This is a genomic window from Pseudomonas sp., assembly GCF_035554175.1.
GTDB lineage: Bacteria > Pseudomonadota > Gammaproteobacteria > Pseudomonadales > Pseudomonadaceae > Aquipseudomonas.
Window position 1 is genome coordinate 93,386 of record NZ_DATMIV010000045.1, and the last position, 17,142, is coordinate 110,527.

General features: G+C 60.1%; 11 protein-coding genes and 1 rRNA gene. 2 read left to right on the plus strand and 10 right to left on the minus strand.

Features of this window, described 5'->3' with window-relative positions:
* Positions 1-3: 3 nt before the first annotated feature.
* On the minus strand, positions 4-573 hold the full coding sequence (locus VNV36_RS19930) for an acyl carrier protein (protein ID WP_325719755.1): 570 nt from the start codon (positions 571-573) through the stop codon (positions 4-6).
* A gap of 519 nt (positions 574-1,092) precedes the next feature.
* On the opposite strand from VNV36_RS19930, the gene VNV36_RS19935 reads away from it, so the two are divergent.
* On the plus strand, positions 1,093-1,443 hold the full coding sequence (locus tag VNV36_RS19935) for a cupin domain-containing protein (RefSeq protein ID WP_016770579.1): 351 nt from the start codon (positions 1,093-1,095) through the stop codon (positions 1,441-1,443).
* 248 nt (positions 1,444-1,691) lie between these two features.
* Here VNV36_RS19935 and mmsB read toward each other — a convergent pair whose 3' ends face one another.
* Both mmsB and VNV36_RS19945 read right to left on the minus strand, forming a co-directional pair.
* Positions 1,692-2,579: a 3-hydroxyisobutyrate dehydrogenase gene (gene mmsB / locus VNV36_RS19940; RefSeq protein ID WP_325719758.1), complete on the minus strand. Its 888-nt coding sequence runs from the start codon at positions 2,577-2,579 to the stop codon at positions 1,692-1,694.
* 10 nt (positions 2,580-2,589) lie between these two features.
* Positions 2,590-4,116, minus strand: a complete 1,527-nt coding sequence (locus tag VNV36_RS19945; RefSeq protein WP_325719759.1) for a CoA-acylating methylmalonate-semialdehyde dehydrogenase — start codon at positions 4,114-4,116, stop codon at positions 2,590-2,592.
* Between the two features lie 149 nt (positions 4,117-4,265).
* Between VNV36_RS19945 and VNV36_RS19950 the strand changes: the two genes are divergently transcribed.
* Positions 4,266-5,213 (plus strand): LysR family transcriptional regulator, encoded by a 948-nt coding sequence (locus VNV36_RS19950; protein ID WP_325719761.1) that lies wholly within the window; start codon positions 4,266-4,268, stop codon positions 5,211-5,213.
* Here VNV36_RS19950 and yfiB read toward each other — a convergent pair.
* The 7 genes from yfiB to rrf form a co-directional block, all read right to left on the minus strand.
* Complete coding sequence (gene yfiB, locus VNV36_RS19955) at positions 5,210-5,710, minus strand: outer membrane lipoprotein YfiB (protein ID WP_325719763.1); 501 nt, start codon at positions 5,708-5,710, stop codon at positions 5,210-5,212. The genes VNV36_RS19950 and yfiB overlap by 4 nt on opposite strands.
* Positions 5,710-6,978, minus strand: coding sequence for a diguanylate cyclase DgcN/YfiN (gene dgcN / locus VNV36_RS19960; protein WP_325719765.1), 1,269 nt, complete (start codon positions 6,976-6,978; stop codon positions 5,710-5,712). The genes yfiB and dgcN overlap by 1 nt, the downstream gene beginning before the upstream one ends.
* On the minus strand, positions 6,975-7,550 hold the full coding sequence (yfiR, locus tag VNV36_RS19965; protein WP_325719767.1) for a regulatory sequestration protein YfiR: 576 nt from the start codon (positions 7,548-7,550) through the stop codon (positions 6,975-6,977). Before yfiR ends, dgcN begins: the two co-directional genes overlap by 4 nt.
* A 124-nt stretch (positions 7,551-7,674) precedes the next feature.
* Entirely contained in the window at positions 7,675-9,777 is a 2,103-nt protein-coding gene (recD, locus tag VNV36_RS19970; RefSeq protein WP_325719768.1) for an exodeoxyribonuclease V subunit alpha, read from the minus strand.
* Positions 9,774-13,460 carry an exodeoxyribonuclease V subunit beta gene (gene recB / locus VNV36_RS19975; RefSeq protein ID WP_325719769.1) on the minus strand — a complete coding sequence of 1,229 codons (3,687 nt, stop codon included), beginning with the start codon at positions 13,458-13,460 and terminating at the stop codon, positions 9,774-9,776. The genes recD and recB overlap by 4 nt, the downstream gene beginning before the upstream one ends.
* Positions 13,457-16,909: an exodeoxyribonuclease V subunit gamma gene (gene recC, locus VNV36_RS19980; RefSeq protein ID WP_325719771.1), complete on the minus strand. Its 3,453-nt coding sequence runs from the start codon at positions 16,907-16,909 to the stop codon at positions 13,457-13,459. The genes recB and recC overlap by 4 nt, the downstream gene beginning before the upstream one ends.
* 153 nt (positions 16,910-17,062) lie before the next feature.
* A 5S ribosomal RNA gene (gene rrf / locus VNV36_RS25890) occupies positions 17,063-17,142 on the minus strand; the annotation flags it as partial.

A 17,142-nucleotide genomic window follows, 5' to 3' on the forward strand; every position in this document is an offset into this window, starting at 1 on the left:
CTCCTACACCGTCTCTTTGACGTGAGTGGCAACAAACTGCTCGACCAACTGACGGGACACTTCGTCACCATCGGCCGGCACCAGACGGGCACTGCATGCGCCACAGATCACTTGTTGGCGATCATTGAGAACGGCCTGGTGTGCATGACAATCCGGGCACGTAGCCGGCAGGTAGTTGAAAAGATTGCGACACTGGTTGGCCCAATTGCGCACGGTGGTGGCGGCAAAAACCTGCGCGGGCTGCATGCCGGCCTTCAACTGATCCGGGGTATAGGCACTCAGGCTTTGCTCAAGGAGGGCTTTGCCGCTCTCGCTGATGCGGCCATTGAGGAGGAACTCGCCGGCGTCGCCACAAACAGCCAGCGCATGATCAAGCACGCTGGTCTTTGGCAATGTGCAGCCATACTGGCGGCCCAACTGGAAGCTCAAGTCGACGATATCCAGCGAATCAGCTCCCAGATCTTCGACGATGCTGCTGTCCTCATCGATCTCATCCGCGTTCATCACCAACAGCTGTGCCAGGATCTCGCGAGTGCTGGCAATGACATGTTCCAAGTCCAATGGATTGTTCATCTCTATCTCCCTATATGTCGTGACTACTTCGTAAATTCAGCCAAAGAAAAGTAACTCTTCCTACAGAAACTTCTCACGCGGCGGAAATCTAAACTCTGCCCTTAAGGGGAGAGTCAACGAACTATTCAAGGTTTTTTCAAAACTTTGAAAATCCTCAAACCCCCTGCAATCGCCGCACCTGAAAGGTGCGAATCTGTCAGCGTCGTTCGACATATTTACTTAACAAAGACGGGGTATGGTGGGGCGCCTGCGCGCCTAAAGATTGAACAAAGAAACAACTAAGTCGAAACAGCACAAACGTACAAAAAATAAATTTTGAGAAGTAAAAACAGTTATAACTTCATAACTATTGTTCCAGATCAGTACTGCCGTTAAATAAATTTGCTGGAGGGTTTATTCGCCCCCCAGTGCAACTGCTGCAGCGTTTATGGATAACTGGATGTCGAGCACAGACATCTGACCCGGGACCCGGCGCTATAGGGTGCGACTTCAGTCAACAACCAACAGCCCGGAGCCCCCATGACCGCGACCGCCCCTATCACCGTTCTGCGCGACACTCACCCGCTGCCAGTGCTCGACGCCTGCAAGTGGGAAAAGCTCGAAGGCGACCCGCACACCGTCAACCTCAACGCCTACACCAGCGAAGACGGCAGCAAGATCATGGGCACGTGGATCTGCACGCCGGGCAAGTGGCGCGTCGATTATGTGAAGTGGGAATACTGCCATTTCCAGGAAGGCTACTGCGTGATCACCCCGGACGGCATGGCGCCGATCCACCTGCGTGCCGGCGATATCTTCGTGGTTGAGCCGGGCATGAAAGGCACGTGGGAAGTGGTTGAGACCGTGCGCAAGTATTTCGTCTTCGCCTGATAAAGCAAAAGATCGCAGCCTTCGGCAGCTCCTGCATGGGAATGCGTTCCTGTAGGAGCTGCCACAGGCTGCGATCTTTTTCTGGCGGCACAAAAAAGCCGGAAAATCACCCGACGTGATTTCCCGGCAAATAATCTCTTGTGGGAGCGAGCCTGCTCGCGAAAGCGCACGGTCAGTCGCTACGCTAGTGAGGCTAACCCCGTCTTCGCGAGCAGGCTCGCTCCCACAGTTCGTTCACCACACCGCGTTTATTGCGGCTTGCGATAGCTGTTGATGATCGCCGAGAAATCCTTCCCGCCCTCACCGCGCTGGCTCATCGCCTGATACAACTGCTGCGCCACCGCGCCGAGCATCACCGGTTGGTGCGCCTGCCGCGCCGCTTCCGTCGCCAGTCCGAGATCCTTGAGCATCAGTTCGGCGCCGAAACCGCCGGTGTAACCGCGCGACGCCGGGGCCGTTTCCACGATGCCCGGCCACGGGTTGTACATCTCCGAACTCCAGCAACGGCCGGTCGAGCTGTTGATGATGCCGGCCAGCACACCAGTGTCGATGCCCAGCGCATCGCCCAACGCCATCGCTTCACTGACGCCGACCATTGAGATCGCCAGCAGCAGGTTGTTGCAGATCTTGGCGATCTGCCCGGTGCCGACTTCACCGCAATGCACGATGTTACGGCCCATCTGCGCCAGCACCGGTTGCAGAGTGGCGAACAGTTCGGGGGTGGCGCCGACCATGAAGGTCAGCGTCCCGGCGGTCGCGCCGCCCGTGCCGCCGGAGACCGGCGCATCGGCCATGGCCACGCCCTGTTTGGCGGCTGCGGCTGCCACATCGCGAGCGGTCTGCGGATCGATGGTGCTGCAATCAACCGCCGGCACGCCCTGGCGAATGCCGGCGAGCACGCCCTCTTCACCCAGCCAGACACTGCGCACATGCACAGCGGCCGGGAGCATGGTGATCACCAGTTCGGCATCTTCGGCCGCCTCGCGCGCCGAAGCGCGGATGCTGCCGCCCAATTGCTCCAGTTCCGCCAGCACGGTTTTGTTCAGGTCAACCAGATTCAGCGAGTGGCCGGCCTTGATCAGGTTGCGCGCCATCGGCGCGCCCATGTTGCCCAGCCCGATAAATGCGATTTTCATGATCGATTCCTCAGCGCAGGTTGATGGTGGTGTTCACGCCGTCGTTGACGCTGTCGTCATCGAACCAGCGCGCCGTGACCGTTTTGGTCTGGGTGTAGAACTGCACCACTTGCTTGCCGTACGGCCCGAGGTCGCCGAGTTTCGAACCGCGCGAACCGGTGAAACTGAAGAACGGCACGGGCACCGGGATCGGGATGTTGATGCCGACCTGACCGACGTCGATTTCGGTCTGGAACTTGCGCGCCGCCGCACCGCTCTGGGTAAACAGGCCAGTGCCGTTGCCGAACGGGTTGGCATTGACCAGCGCAATCGCCTGATCGAGGGTGTCGACTTCCAGCACCACCAGCACCGGGCCGAAGATTTCCTGGGTGTAGATCTGCATGTCAGTGGTCACGCCCGAGAACAGGGTCGGGCCGACAAAGTTGCCTTGTTCGTAACCCGGCACGCTGATGTCGCGACCGTCCAGTTCGAGCCTGGCGCCTTCCTTGATGCCGCTTTCGATCAGTTCGAGAATCCGCGCCTTGGCCTTTTTCGAGATCACCGGGCCGACATCAGTGCCCGGCTCGCTGCCGGCGTTGACCTTGAGTTTCTGCGCGAGTGCCTTGAGGTCCGGCAGCCATTGCTTTGCCGCACCGACCAGCACCACCACCGAGGTGGCCATGCAGCGTTGCCCGGCGGCACCGAAACCGGCGCCGACCAGCGCGTTCAACGCTTGTTCGCGATTGGCGTCCGGTAGCACCACGGCGTGGTTCTTTGCGCCCATCATCGATTGCACGCGTTTGCCATGCTTGCCGGCCAGGTCATAGACGTGGGTGCCGACAGCGGTCGAACCGACGAAGGAAACCGCTTTGATGTCCTTGTGCGTGCACAGGCCATCGACCACATCCTTACCGCCATGAACGACGTTGAGCACGCCAGCGGGGACGCCGGCTTCAATCGCCAGCTCTACCAGCAGCATGGTCGACAGCGGATCCTGTTCCGAGGGCTTGAGCACGAAGGTGTTGCCGCAGGCGATCGCCATCGGGAACATCCACAGCGGAATCATCGCCGGGAAGTTGAACGGGGTGATCCCGGCGCAGACGCCGATCGGTTGGCGCAGAGTGTAGGTGTCGACACCGCCGGCGACGTTTTCGGCGAACTCGCCCATTTGCAGGGTGCCGATCGAGCAAGCGTGCTCGACCACTTCCAGGCCCCGGAAAATATCGCCCTCTGCGTCGGCAATGGTCTTGCCCTGCTCGGCGCTCAAGACGACGGCGATGCGTTTGGAATGCTCACGGATCAGCGCCTGCAGTTTGAGCATGATGCGCATCCGTGCGCCAATCGGTGTCAGCTTCCAGGTCTGGAAGGCGCGCTGGGCGGCGCTGACAGCGGCATCGACCTCAGCAGCGGTGGCGAACGGAACCTTGGCCAGCACTTGCTGGGTGGCCGGGTTGACGATGTCATGCCATTCGGTGGTCTGCGACTCGACCCATTCGCCATCGATCAGCAGTTTGACCTTTTGTAGCGTGGTGTCATTGGGCGTAAGCGATGCGTTCATGCTGGTCTCCAGAACTTGTTTTTATCGCAGGAGCCAAGGCGAAAGGTTCGCCTTGAGATGAGGCGGGTGTCACGAATTGGTTGTCGGACTGTTTTTGGAGTATAGATGTGCAAACTTCTAATAAGAACGCACATATAAGCCCGTCCATCATGCAAAAAAACATCACCTCGTTAGGCTCGCTGAACTGGGACGACCTGAAGTTTTTCCTCGAAGTCGCCCGCACCCGCAAGGCCAGCACCGCGGCCAAACGCCTGGCCGTCGACTACACAACGGTGTCGCGACGGATCAGCTCGCTGGAAGCGGCGCTCGGCACATTACTGTTCGAAAAATCCCGCACCAGCGGTTTCGTCCTGACCACTGAAGGCCAGCGCTTGCTGGGTTATGCCGAGTCGATCGAAAGTACCTTGCACATGGCCTGCGAGCAGGTCTCGGGTTCGGGCGTGGCGCTGTCCGGGCATGTGCGCATGGGTTGCACGGAAGGCTTCGGCAGTTTTTTCATCACGCCGCAGCTGAGCCGTTTCGTCGACGCCTACCCGGCAATCTCGGTGGACATCCTGCCGCTGCCGCACTTCATCAGCCTGTCCAAGCGCGAGGCCGATATCGTCATCGCCCTGGAGCGACCGGAGCACGGGCCGTACGTCTGCTGCAAACTGTGCGACTACCGCTTGCAGCTCTACGCCACCCAGGACTATCTCGACAAGCACCCACCGATCCGCCGCCCGGCCGATTTGAGCAAGCATCAATTCATCAGTTATGTAGACGACCTGGCGTTCAGCTCGGAGCTGCTTTACCTGGCCAACGTACTGCCCGGCGCCAGCGCGCACTTGCGCAGCACCAGCGTGATCGCCCAGTTTGTCGCCGCACAGCAAGGGCGCTCACTGGCGATCCTCCCGTGCTTCCTCGCCGCCCAGGATCCGCGACTGCTGCCGGTATTGCCGGAGCAGATCGATATCACCCGGCAGTTCTGGATGTACTGCCGGGAGGATCTGCGCAAGTTGAAGCGGATTACTTTGTTGTGGGATTACATCAGGGAAGTGACCGAGCGAAATCAGGGGCTGTTGATGGGTGAAACCCGGGAGATGCGCTTTGCCGATTAGTCAGCGCTGACCACAATCGACACGCGGCGATTTTCCGTGCGGCCGGCCGGCGTGTCGTTGGAGGCCACCGGCTCGCTGCTGCCCAGACCTTGCAGCTGAATGTTTTCCTGCTTCATGCCGACCGTGCCAAGTACGTTGGCCACGCTTTTGGCCCGACGCAGCGACAATTGCTGGTTGTAGGTTTCCTTGCCCGACGCATCGGTATGGCCATCGACGCGCACCCCCTCGATACCCACGCCAAGCAGCGCCTTGCCGATGCGCTCGACGATTTCCGTGCTTTGGGCATTCAGGCTTTCGACATCGCTGCCGAACAGCACTTTGCCGGACAGGCCGAATTCCCAACCGTCGTCGGTCAACTCGAAACCCTGCTGTTTGAGCACGGCGACCTGCGCTGGTGTCAGGCCCTTCTGTGGAGCGGTCTGGCAACCGCTCAGGGTCAGCGCGGCGATCAATAGCAATGCGGAAAAAATACGAACGGAAAGAGTGAACACAGACATCAGCTCCTGGTGTGAACGGGATCGACCGGGCGCTCCGACCCGGCCGTGAATTGCGCGCCGCGCGCCAAGCGCTTGGCCTGATACATCGCCGCGTCGGCTGCGTTGAGTAAGGTTCCCGGGGTGGCGCCATGATCGGGGTAAACGGCGATACCGATACTGAGCGAGGTCACGACACTGGTATTACCGGGCAGCATGATCGGCATGTCCATGCTGGCGAGGATCTTGTCAGCGATGTACTCGGCGTCTTCTACCGTGTGCAACGGCGTGAGCAACACGGCAAATTCATCGCCGCCCAAGCGCGCGACCAGATCGTCCTCGCGCAACTGCGCCCGCACACGATTGGCGATGGCCACCAACACTGCATCGCCCGAGGCATGACCGAAGCTATCGTTGATCCCCTTGAAACGGTCGCTGTCGAGAAACAGCACGGCGACGCGCTCGTTGAGTTTCTTGCCGTTGCGCAACGCCCGAATCAGACGGCCTTCAAAAAATGCACGGTTGGGCAATCCGGTGAGGCTGTCGTGCGTCGCCTGATGGGCGAGGGTTTGGTTTTCGTTTTGCAGGTGGGTCTGCCAGGACTCGAGTTCGCCGAGCAAGGCATTGAAGTCGTTGCCGAGGTTATCGAGTTCGGCGATCTGCGCCGGCGGCACCCGGCGGTCCAGTGCCCGTTCGCTGCGGGCGGCGTGGGCAACGGTGGCGAGGCTGCGCAATGGGCCGATGATCGCACGCAGTTGCCGCCGTGCCAGATACAGCGCGACCCAGGCGCTGATCGCGGTGCACAACACAATTCCGGCCAGACCGCTGAGCAAGAAGCGAATCAGACTGCCGCCGTGCCCGATGAGCAGGACTCGACCGATTTCGCGATCCTGATGTTCGATCGGCAGGCTGACCGGTTTTTCCAGAATGGCGCGAGTGATCTGCATCTCCAGCTCGGAGAACAATCCGTTTTCCGCACGTTGCCATTGTGCGATCAACTGGCCCTGGGCATCCAGAACCCTGGCGTCCGCCACTTCTTCGGTGGAGGCAATGATCGCCAGCGCCTCAGTGGCAGCGGCTTTATCGTTGAACACCACGGCGGCTTCGACGGTGTAACTGATCGAGCGGGCGATCAGATGCAGGTTGTGATCGGCGTACACCCGCAACGCCAGCACGCCCAGCAAGGTCAGCGAAACACTGGCCATCGCCACGGCCACCAGCGCGACAATCAAATGCCCACGGCCGATGACCGAGCCCAGGGTCGGGCGGGTTTTCCAACGGAACAGCTTCATGGTGCCGCCGCTTTTCGACGGGACAACTGCAGCACGCTGGGGTGAATGCGTACGCCGCTGCGAGCCACGGAGTCGAGATTGACCTCGAACGACACCTGATCGTCGCCAACGCGCAGGCAGAACAGACTGCCGACGGTGCATTGATTGTCCGCTTCGCTGATGCTCAATACCGGATGGCCGATCAAGGACGCGAACAAGCGAGCGCGTTCATCGGCGGTTAGTTTGCCGATGTACACCGCATCGCACTCGCTGACAATGGCCGGGTTGTCCGCCAGCAGACGACGCACAGTCACCGGCCGGCCAGTGGCTTGCGTGGTGCCTTTGACCAGGTCATCGGTGTATTCGGTGGGGCCGACGATGCACAGGCGCAACTGCCCAAGCTCCACAGGCCAGCGCGCATAACTGAGGATGCCGAGAACCACTTGGGTGACGGATTTGGCCCGCTGTTCAGCCGGCTCCGTTGCCGTTTGCGCTTGTGCGATGGCGATGCCCGTCAATAACCAGAGCAAAACGACCAGCAATGCGTGCGGGCACGCAACCACACGCTCTGTCGCCCAGACGGCCACCTTCATGCAGGATTCTCTTGGAACGTAACGAAATGATGCCGCAACGATAGCACAGCGTCGAAACGCCAGCGAGGCGCCAGACCCTGACCGGTTCGTCAGTAATCGTCGCCGATCATTCCGAGCCTCAGCCTCACGGCTCTGCGCCCTCCTCCAGTTCCAGCATCAGCCCGCTCAGACGCTTGACCTTGCGCTGCACCGCCTCTTCAAAGACACCGGCACGCGGCTCGATCAAGGTGAACCAGTTTCTGGCGCGCGTGATCCCGGTGTAAATCAGCTCTTTGGTCAGTACGGGGTTCAGCGCATCCGGCAAGATCAGCGCCGTGTGGGCGAACTCCGAGCCCTGGGATTTGTGCACGGTCATGGCGTAAACGGTTTCGACGTCATTGAGCCGACTCGGCAACACGAAGCGCACACCGCCCTGACCGTCGTTACGTGGAAAAGCCACGCGTAGAACCGCCTTGCCGATCTCGGGACCTTCGCGCTCTGGCAGCTTCAGGGCGATGCCGATGTCGCCGTTCATCAAGCCCAGCCCGTAATCGTTGCGCGTCATCAGTACCGGCCGGCCTTCATACCACTGCTGATCGTTCTCGATCAGACGCGCCTTGAGCAAGGCTGCGGTGATGCGCTGATTCAGGCCTTCCACGCCCCACGGGCCTTTGCGCACGGCGCACAACAACTGGAACGTGTCGAAGGCCTGCAGAACTTCGCGCGCCCAATCGGTCCAGTCCGGATGCTCGAGTGGCCGTGCCGACGGCGGACGCTGATTGCGCAAGACGCTCAGGTAATGGCGATAACCTTGCGGGCCGTTGCCGTGACCTTCGAGCAACAGTCGCTCGAATTTTTGATCGTGCTCGCCCTTGAGCGGCAACGAATAGACATCGTCATAACCGCCGGTCGCGAGCAACTGACGTGCCTCATCAGCCAGTTGTTGGTTGACCCGCCGTGCCAGCTGACCGATACCGCTGCCCTCGCCGAAGCGACGCGAGTGACGCAGCATCACCACTTGTTGTGCCAGCGGATGAGCGCCGTCGCGGTCTTCATGCAAACCGCTGTCGCGCAACGACTCACCACTGACGGACTCTAGCCATTCTCGCGTTTGTGGGCTGTACCAACCGCCCTCGGCGTCACGGCACAAATCGCCCAACACCGCACCGGCCTCGACCGAGGCCAACTGATCCTTGTCGCCCAGCAGCACCAGCCGAGCGTGCGCCGGCATGGCGTCGAGCAAGTTGGCCATCATTTCCAGGTCGATCATCGACGCTTCGTCGACCACCAGCACATCCAGCGGCAAGCGGTTACCGACATGGTGACGAAAGTGTCGGGTGCCCGGTCGACTGCCAAGCAGGCGGTGCACCGTGGTCACATCACTGGGGATCGCAGCGCGCACCGTGTCGGCGACTTGCAGCGATTGCACTTGCTGGCTGATCGACTCGGTCAAGCGTGCGGCGGCTTTGCCGGTCGGCGCAGCGAGGCGAATGCGCAGCGGATGACCGGCCTCGACCGCCGGCGCCTGCAGCAATGCGAGCAAGCGCACCACCGTGGTGGTTTTACCGGTGCCCGGGCCGCCGGTGATGATGCTGAAGGCGCTGCGTGTCGCCAGGGCACAGGCGAGTTTTTGCCAGTCGATCACCGCCGAGGACTCAGCCGCGCCGAACAATTCGTTCAGGCGCTGCAGCAGGTCATCCGGCGTCGGTTCGTGGTGCGCCAGACGTTGACGCAATGCTGCATCGATGCGGCGTTCGTAGGTCCAGTAGCGGCGCAGATAAAGCCGTTTCGAGGACAGCACCAACGGACGTTGCTGCGCCATTTCACTCGAATCTGCGGCCAGCGCAACCAGTGAACTGCCCGCCAGCACTTTGCACCAATGGGCTCCGTCGAGCGTTTCGAGCAGTTGCGAGGGCAGCAATAACACGCCGCCCTGCGCATCGCCCTCCGGCGGCAGCGACAGTGCAAAATCCGGTGCCTTGAGGGTTTCGAACAGGTCCAGACACACGTGACCATGGCCCAGTTGATGGCTGGTCAGCGCCGCCGCCAGTAACACCAGCGGATCGGTACCGGGCTCGAGCTCATGCAGAAAAGCCACAAACGCCCTGTCAAGCGCGCGCAACCAGCCGCGTTCGACCCAGCGGCTGAGCAACAGCAGCAAATCATTGGCGCGGGTCAGCGGCGAAAGCTTCGACAGGCTGTCAGCCTCCAGCGGTGTCGGCAGCAGGTCGGCTAACGTGCGGTTCATAGCAGGACTCCCTGTTCCCAGGCGGGCTCGGCCTTGGGTTCGGGCTTGCCCTGAAACATCCGGTCGAGGCGTTCGATCAGCTCCCGTGGCGGACGAACGAAGTACACGCCGCGACTCTGCGCACGCGTGCCGCGCAAGAACAGATACAGCGCCCCACCGATGTGGCGATCGTAATCGTATTCCGGCAACCGCGCCTTGAGCTGGCGATGCAATGCCAACAGGTAAAGCACGTATTGCAGGTCATAACGGTTGTCGAGGATCGACTGCTCCATGGCCGGCACGGTGTAGGCCTGATCATCAACGCCCAGCCAGTTGGATTTGTAATCGGCGACGTAATAGCGACCCGCATGTTCGAAGGTCAGGTCGATGAATCCCTTGAACATGCCGTTGAGTTGTACCGGTTCTGCAGCGACGCGGGCAACACCATTATGGGTGTGCTGGCGCACCTGCTCGTCGAGCTTGAGTACATCGACTTTGTGGCTGGCGAACCAGAATTCCATCTCGACGCGGTATTGTTTCAATTGCTCGAGGATCACCGGTGGCTGTCCACCAGCGATCGGCAAAGGCGACTTGAGTAAATCTTGCAACCAGTCAGTCAGGGTGGTGATCCAGCCTTTCCAGCCGCGCAGGTTGCAACGTCGGGCAATCGCATCTTCCAGTGCTTCGCGGGTCACCGCAAAACCTTCAGCGCCCGCCCATTCGAGCAGGCCATGGAGAAACGTGCCAGGGTTGGGGCCACGGGGGAAGCGGTGAATATCGGCGCCGCCACTGGTGATTTCATGGGGGGCGTCTGGGTCGAGGCGCTCGTCGTCGAACAGCTTTTGCGCCTGCGGACTGTCCGGCGCTTCATCGCTGCCGACGCTTAGTATGTCGCTGATGCGCAAGGCGCTGTAGGAAGCGATCCACCAGTTTTCACTGGCTTTGCGTTTGGGCCGTAGCGGGGCACGCAGGACGGTTTCATTGCGCGGCGGCTGATAGTGTTCGTCAGTGGGCTGAGGCATGTCAGCGATGCCGATGACTGGACAGTCTTGCTGCAGATCCTGCAACCATCGGTCCAATTCGCTGGATTCGCGCAAGGAGGCGCCGCCACCCAGCAAGTAACCCAACGCCGAAAGATGCAGCACCGAACTGTTGTTATTACCCCGTTTGAGATCAGTGACGCCCAGCCAGCAAGCATGTTGCGCACGGGTCAATGCTACATACAGAAGCCGCAGATCTTCAGCCAGCCGCTCGTCGTCCGCTTGGGCAATCAGCTCAGCGGTCGGCTTGAGGCTGATCTGCGCCTTGCCCGAAGCGTCGTGGTAATGCAGCGGCAAACGACTGCCATCCACCGGTTTTGCCGAGCAAATGAATGGCAGGAATACCAGCGGGTATTCGAGGCCTTTGGATTTGTGGATGGTCACCACCTTGACCAGTTGCTCGTCGCTTTCCAGACGCAGGATCTGCTCTTCACCGGCCTGACCGGAAAGTGCCAGCAGCTCAGCGAGATGGCGGATCAACGCTTGCTCACCGTCAAGTTCAGCGGCGGCTTGCTGCATCAGTTCCGAGAGGTGCAAAAGGTTGGTCAGCACGCGCTCGCCGTCACTGCGTTGCATGAGGGTTTGCGGCAAATGGAAGTCATGCAGCAGACGCCGCAGCATCGGCAGTACACCCTGTTTGCGCCAGAGTTCGCGATAGCCGCGGAACTGCATGACCCGGGCTTCCCAGATCATTTCGTCCTGGTTCAGCCGCTCCAGATCGATCAGCGGCAGGTTCAGGGTGGTACACGCCAGCGCTGCCTTGAGCGAACGCTCGACATCGGGTTCGGCGCACGCCTTCAGCCAGGACAACAGGTCGTGCGCCTCCTGCGCGGCGAAGACCGAGTCCTTGTCCGACAGATAAACACTGCGCACCCCCCGGGCAGCGAGTTCGGCGCGCACGGCTTGCGCCTCTTTACCGTCGCGGACGAGGATCGCGATGTCCGAAGGCCGCAAGCCTCTGAAGTCATCTGCCTGAATGAATCCAGCGCTGCCGGTTTGTCCAGCATTGAGCAGTGCAGTGATTTCACTCGCACAGGCAGCAGCCATTTGCTGGCGGTAGACCGCGCCCGAAAGCGGCTGATCACTGGGCAGCAGCCAGACATTCAGCGCCGCGACATCTTGCCCGGCAATCTGCAGCGCTTCCTTGCGCCCCTGAGATTCGACGGGAAGGAACGGCACCGGGTTTGCGCCGTTTTTCTCGCGAAACAAAAACGCGCCGCGTCCCTGTTCTCGGGACTCGGCGCGTTCGAATACATGATTGACCGCAATCACCATGCCATGGCTGGAGCGGAAGTTGGTGCCCAAGGTATGCAAGCGGCCAGCGGTGGCCTGACGTGCACGCAGGTAGGTGTAAATATCAGCGCCGCGAAAGGCGTAGATCGCCTGCTTGGGGTCGCCGATCAAAAACAGGCCGGTATCAGGGTGGTTGTCGTCGATGCGGTAGATGCTCTCGAAGATACGGTACTGCACCGGATCTGTGTCCTGAAACTCATCGATCAGCGCCACCGGAAATTGCTCGCGGATCAGCGTCGCCAGACGTTCGCCGCCCTCGGACTGCAACGCTGCATCGAGGCGCAGGAGCATGTCGTCGAACCCCATTTCCGCACGGCGCCGTTTCTCTTGTTCAAATCGCGCACCGACCCATTTGGCGGCGTGTTGCAAGACGGTGGCATCGGGTGTTGGCAAGGCGTCGAGACTCGACTTGAGTCCGGACATGGCGTCGAACCCCGGATGGCTGGGTGCCTGGCCTTTCCAGGCTTCGGCCATGCCGTCAGGTGTCAGTCGGGTAAACCCGGTGCCTATGTCCAATTGCTCGAGCGACTCGTCTTCGGCCCAGGCCTTGAGCTTTTCGAACCAGGGCTCGAAGTAACGTGCCTGCATCTTGCGACCATCGACGGTTTTATTGGCAACGCCTTCATGGCACAGAGCAAGCAGTTCGTCTGCCCACTGGCGCCAAGGCATTTTCAGCTCGACCAGTGCTGCTCGGCGCTCCAGCAAGCATTCTGCAATCAGCTCCGCCGGGGCCTTGCCTTCATCCGTGTCGCGCTCACTCGCAAACAGGCTGCGCACCCGAGGCAACAACGCTGCCGGCCCGCCCCAATTGCTGCGCACCCAGTTCAACGCATCGCCCTGCATGGGATAGCAGAACAGACGCCAATAGTCGCGCAACACTTCGCCCAGCAAATCGCTGTGATCAGTTTCCAGGGATTGGGTGAACAGGCTGCCGCTGTCGAACGCGTGTTCGCGCAACATGCGCTGACACCAGCTGTGGATGGTCGAGACGGCGGCTTCATCCATCCATTGCGCGGCGATATCAAGGCGGTTGGCACAGCCTGGCCATTGCTGTGGATCGAACCCATCGCGTAGTTCGGCAATCAGTCCGTCTGGCGCAGGAATCTCATTGCGGAAGAACCGCGCAGCCTCGGCCAAGCGTGTGCGAATGCGCTCACGCAACTCTTTGGTGGCAGCGTCAGTGAACGTCACCACAAGAATTTGCGGCGGCAACAGTTCGCGGGAAAAACCGTTTGATTCGCCGCTATGGCCGAGGATCAATCGCAGATAAAGTGCCGAGATCGTAAAGGTTTTGCCAGTCCCGGCGCTCGCTTCGATCAATTGGCTGCCGCGCAGCGGGAAGGCCAGAGCCAATGGTGTCTTCGTACTCATGAGCATGCGCCTTGGCTGGACTGGGAGCGCCAGGGCGCTTCCAAGATTGGCCGGTACAAAGCATCACACCACCCCATGAAGGTTTCGTCGGCCAGCAGTGCATCGAAGTCTGGGTATTGTCGCAGCAGCGCCGGGCTTTCTCGTCGCTCGCCCTCGCTGGTCAGCCCATCACCTTCATAGGTTTTTCGCGCCGCGGCTTCGGCTTTGATCGGGTCGGATTGTGACAGCCAGGCGAACGCAGTTTTTATCGCGAGCGGCAAGGGTTGGCGCATGCCGGCTTGCCAGGCGAGAAGCAGATCTGTGAGAAAGCGAAACGCCCTTTCTGAATCCATTGGCTCAAGCAGTAAATTGTCGTCACTGGCCACCAATGCCGTGGTGAATGGATGCCCGCTGGCGCAGGCTACCAGATGAGTCACCCAAGGTTTGCTCAGCCGATGCCACTTGCGAGTCTTGATCGAACCGATGCTGTTGGGAATTGTGGTGACCGACAGCAGGCCACCATCGGCGCGTTGGTGCAGAGCGGAGAGCCAGCCTTCCACACGAATCCCCTGCAAATCGAGACTGACCGGAATCGCACTGGTCAATGGTGTTGGCCACAAAGTCAGCAACTGTTGATAACGCTGCAGCAGATCCGGCAATGGTTCGATCAACTCTCGCTGCAGGCTCTCGCCAAATCCGGCCATGGGCAACAGACCGCTGTTTTGCAGGCGCAGTGCCCGTGCTTGCAGTGCCTGATCGATATTGTCTGGCTGGCTGAGCGCGGCTTCCAGCAAGCTGTCGCTCAACGTGTAGCGCTGCAACGCGTCCAGCACGAAAGGTTCTTCGTCAGCCAGTGGCGCTTCGGCGGCCTCGAAGTACACCTTGAGTCGCTGGGTGAAAAAATGCCGAACCGGGTTACGCAGGAAATCCTGGAGCAATGCCAGCGTCAACGGCTCTTCCTGGACATAGGGCGTGAGCAACGGCGCCTCGCTCTGGACCGCGTTCTCTTGATGCAAGACTTGCCACTCGCTGGCATAACTGAACAACTGATCGCCTTCATGGAAATAGCGGGCGCTGAAAGGTTGCAAGGGATGTTCTTCGGTCATTGCCTCTAGCAGATCCTGACGTTCTTCGAGCGAACGCCAGCCGCTGGCGAGATGATCACGCAACTGGCCGATCAGCACCGAAGCTGGTCGCTCACTGTTGTCGCGAATACTGCGTCCTACCCAGCTGATATAAAGCTGATTACGCGCGGACAACAGCGCCTCGAGTAGCAGATAGCGGTCGTCCTCACGGCGGGAGCGGTCACCCGGACGGTAGTCGCTACCCATCAGGTCGAAATCCAGCGGCGGTTGCGCGCGCGGATAATCGCCGTCGTTCATGCCCAACAAGCAGACCAGTTTGAAAGGAATCGCGCGCATTGGCATCAAGGTGCAGAAATTCACTGCGCCAGCTAGGAATCGTTGCGACAAACGGCCCTGGTCCAGCCCGGCGAGCCAGGCTTCGCGAACGACGGTCAGCGGCAACTCATCAATCAGGCCTACCGCCTCGCAGGTCTCCAGCCAGGTTTCGCGAAGCTCTTCCAACTGGGCCAGCAGGTAGTCGTCATGCTCGGTGCTGGCTTGGAAAAACACCTGCATCAGCGCCTGCAATCGCTGCCCCCACTCCCTGGGCTGAGCAGGTTGCGTAAGTTGCTGATGAGCGATTTCCAAAGCGTCAAGCAGAGCGACCAGTGGCCCGATCAGCGCGGCATCCAGACCACCGATTTCATCGTAAGGCTCGATACCCGCACACGCATCGGCGCTGCCCACGGCATAACCAAGCAACATTCGGCGCAGCCCGAAATGCCAGCTGTTCTGCTCCAGCTCCTCCGGCAGTCCAAGCCCGGCCCGTTGTTCGGCACTCATACCCCAACGCACACCGGCCCCTTCGATCCAGCGGTGCAGAATCGGCAGGTCGCGTTCCTCTACACCGAAACGGGTGCGTAATGCAGGAACGTCGAGCAGGTCAAGGATCTCACTGACGGGGAAACGGCTGTCCGGCAGTTTGAGCAGGTGCTCGACCGCGATCAGTAACGGATCACGGCCACGCTGGCCCTGATCTGCCAGCGTGAACGGAATGAAGCGCGGATCATATCGATCGAGCTGACCGAAAACGGCGCGAATATGCGGTGCGTAGCTATCGATATCAGGGACCATGACGATCACATCGCGGGGACGCAGATTCGGGTCGGCGCTGAAACGCGCCAGGAGTTGATCGTGAAGAATTTCAACTTCGCGCTGGGCACTGTGGGCGATGTGAAAGCGGATCGAGTGATCTTGCGTCAGATCGACAGCGGGCCACAACTCACGAGTCTCGTAGAGGGGACGCAATTCAAGAATGTCGTCCTGAAGCTGGTTCAGCAGAGTTTGGGGCCGGGTTTCGCTGAACAGGTCGATGCGCCCGTCACGGAAGGCTGCGCGGTAGCTGTTGGGATCGTCATAGCTGTCGAGCAGGTTGATATAGTCGCGGCCTTGCTTGCCCCATGCGGCCAACAAAGGATGCGCGTGCTGATGCAGTGTCTCGGCATCAAGCATGACGGGCATGCCGCTTTTGCGCGACTGGCGCTTGTATTGATGTCGCAGCAGATCCTTGTCAGCGACGATATCAGCCCAATGATGACGGCAAGGGTTGTGCACACAAAGCAGCACCTGGCTGAAGCGCGCGAGGCCAGCCAGCGCTTCCAGAACCTGTGCGGGCAAAGACGAAATACCGAAAACGATTACGCGCGGGGGCAACCCCGCCGGCGCCTCATCGAGCGCGTTGATGCGCTCCATGAAGCGTTGATGCACGCCGGCACGGCTCTGCGCCATGCCTTGTTCGCCGACATCCTCCAGCAGCGCTCGCCACAATTCTGCCTGCCAGCAACTGGTCGGTGGCAGCGGGTTCACTTCGCCTCTGACATTGCGCAGTTGATGCCGTCCTTCAGCCCAATCCTCAAGCCAGTCAGCCCGATACACCTGATATTGGTCAAACAGATCGGCCAGACGCTCTGACAATTGATAACGCTTGCGCAGGTCGGGGTCATGAGTCAGGAAGCGTTGCAGCGGTTCGAAATGTGGGCGGTCGATCACCTGCGGCAACAAGCGCATGAGACGCCAGGTCAACGGGGCCTTATCGAGCAGGGATTTCGCTGGAATTTCATCTCGGCCCAATACCATCCGATAAAGCTGCCACATGAAACTTCCGGGCAGTTGCACATCGATTGCTGCAGCGATACCGCAGCCACCCAGATCGCCCTCTTCAGGATCCTCGGCCAGCGCCAGTTTGAGCCACTGGGCAATGCCATTACTTTGTACCAGGGCGATTTCGTTTTCCAAGGGTGCCAGTGGATAACGACGCATGATGCTGACCACAAGGCTGCGCAGTTCATCGAGACTGTTGCTCTGAACCACCATGAATGCAGCGTTGAGGGACTGGGCGTCCGACATATAGATTCCTTGGAAAATCACAAAAGCCAGGGCAGAACCTTAGCATTGTCGGCAGGTTGTGACAGCCGGACGGCGTCTGTGAAGGCTGTAAGAACTTTCTCGCAGGCAAAACAAAACCCCAACTGCTTTCGCAATTGGGGTTTCGGAATTTAATCTTGACGATGACCTACTCTCACATGGGGAAACCCCACACTACCATCGGCGATGCATCGTTTCACTGCTGAGTTCGGGAT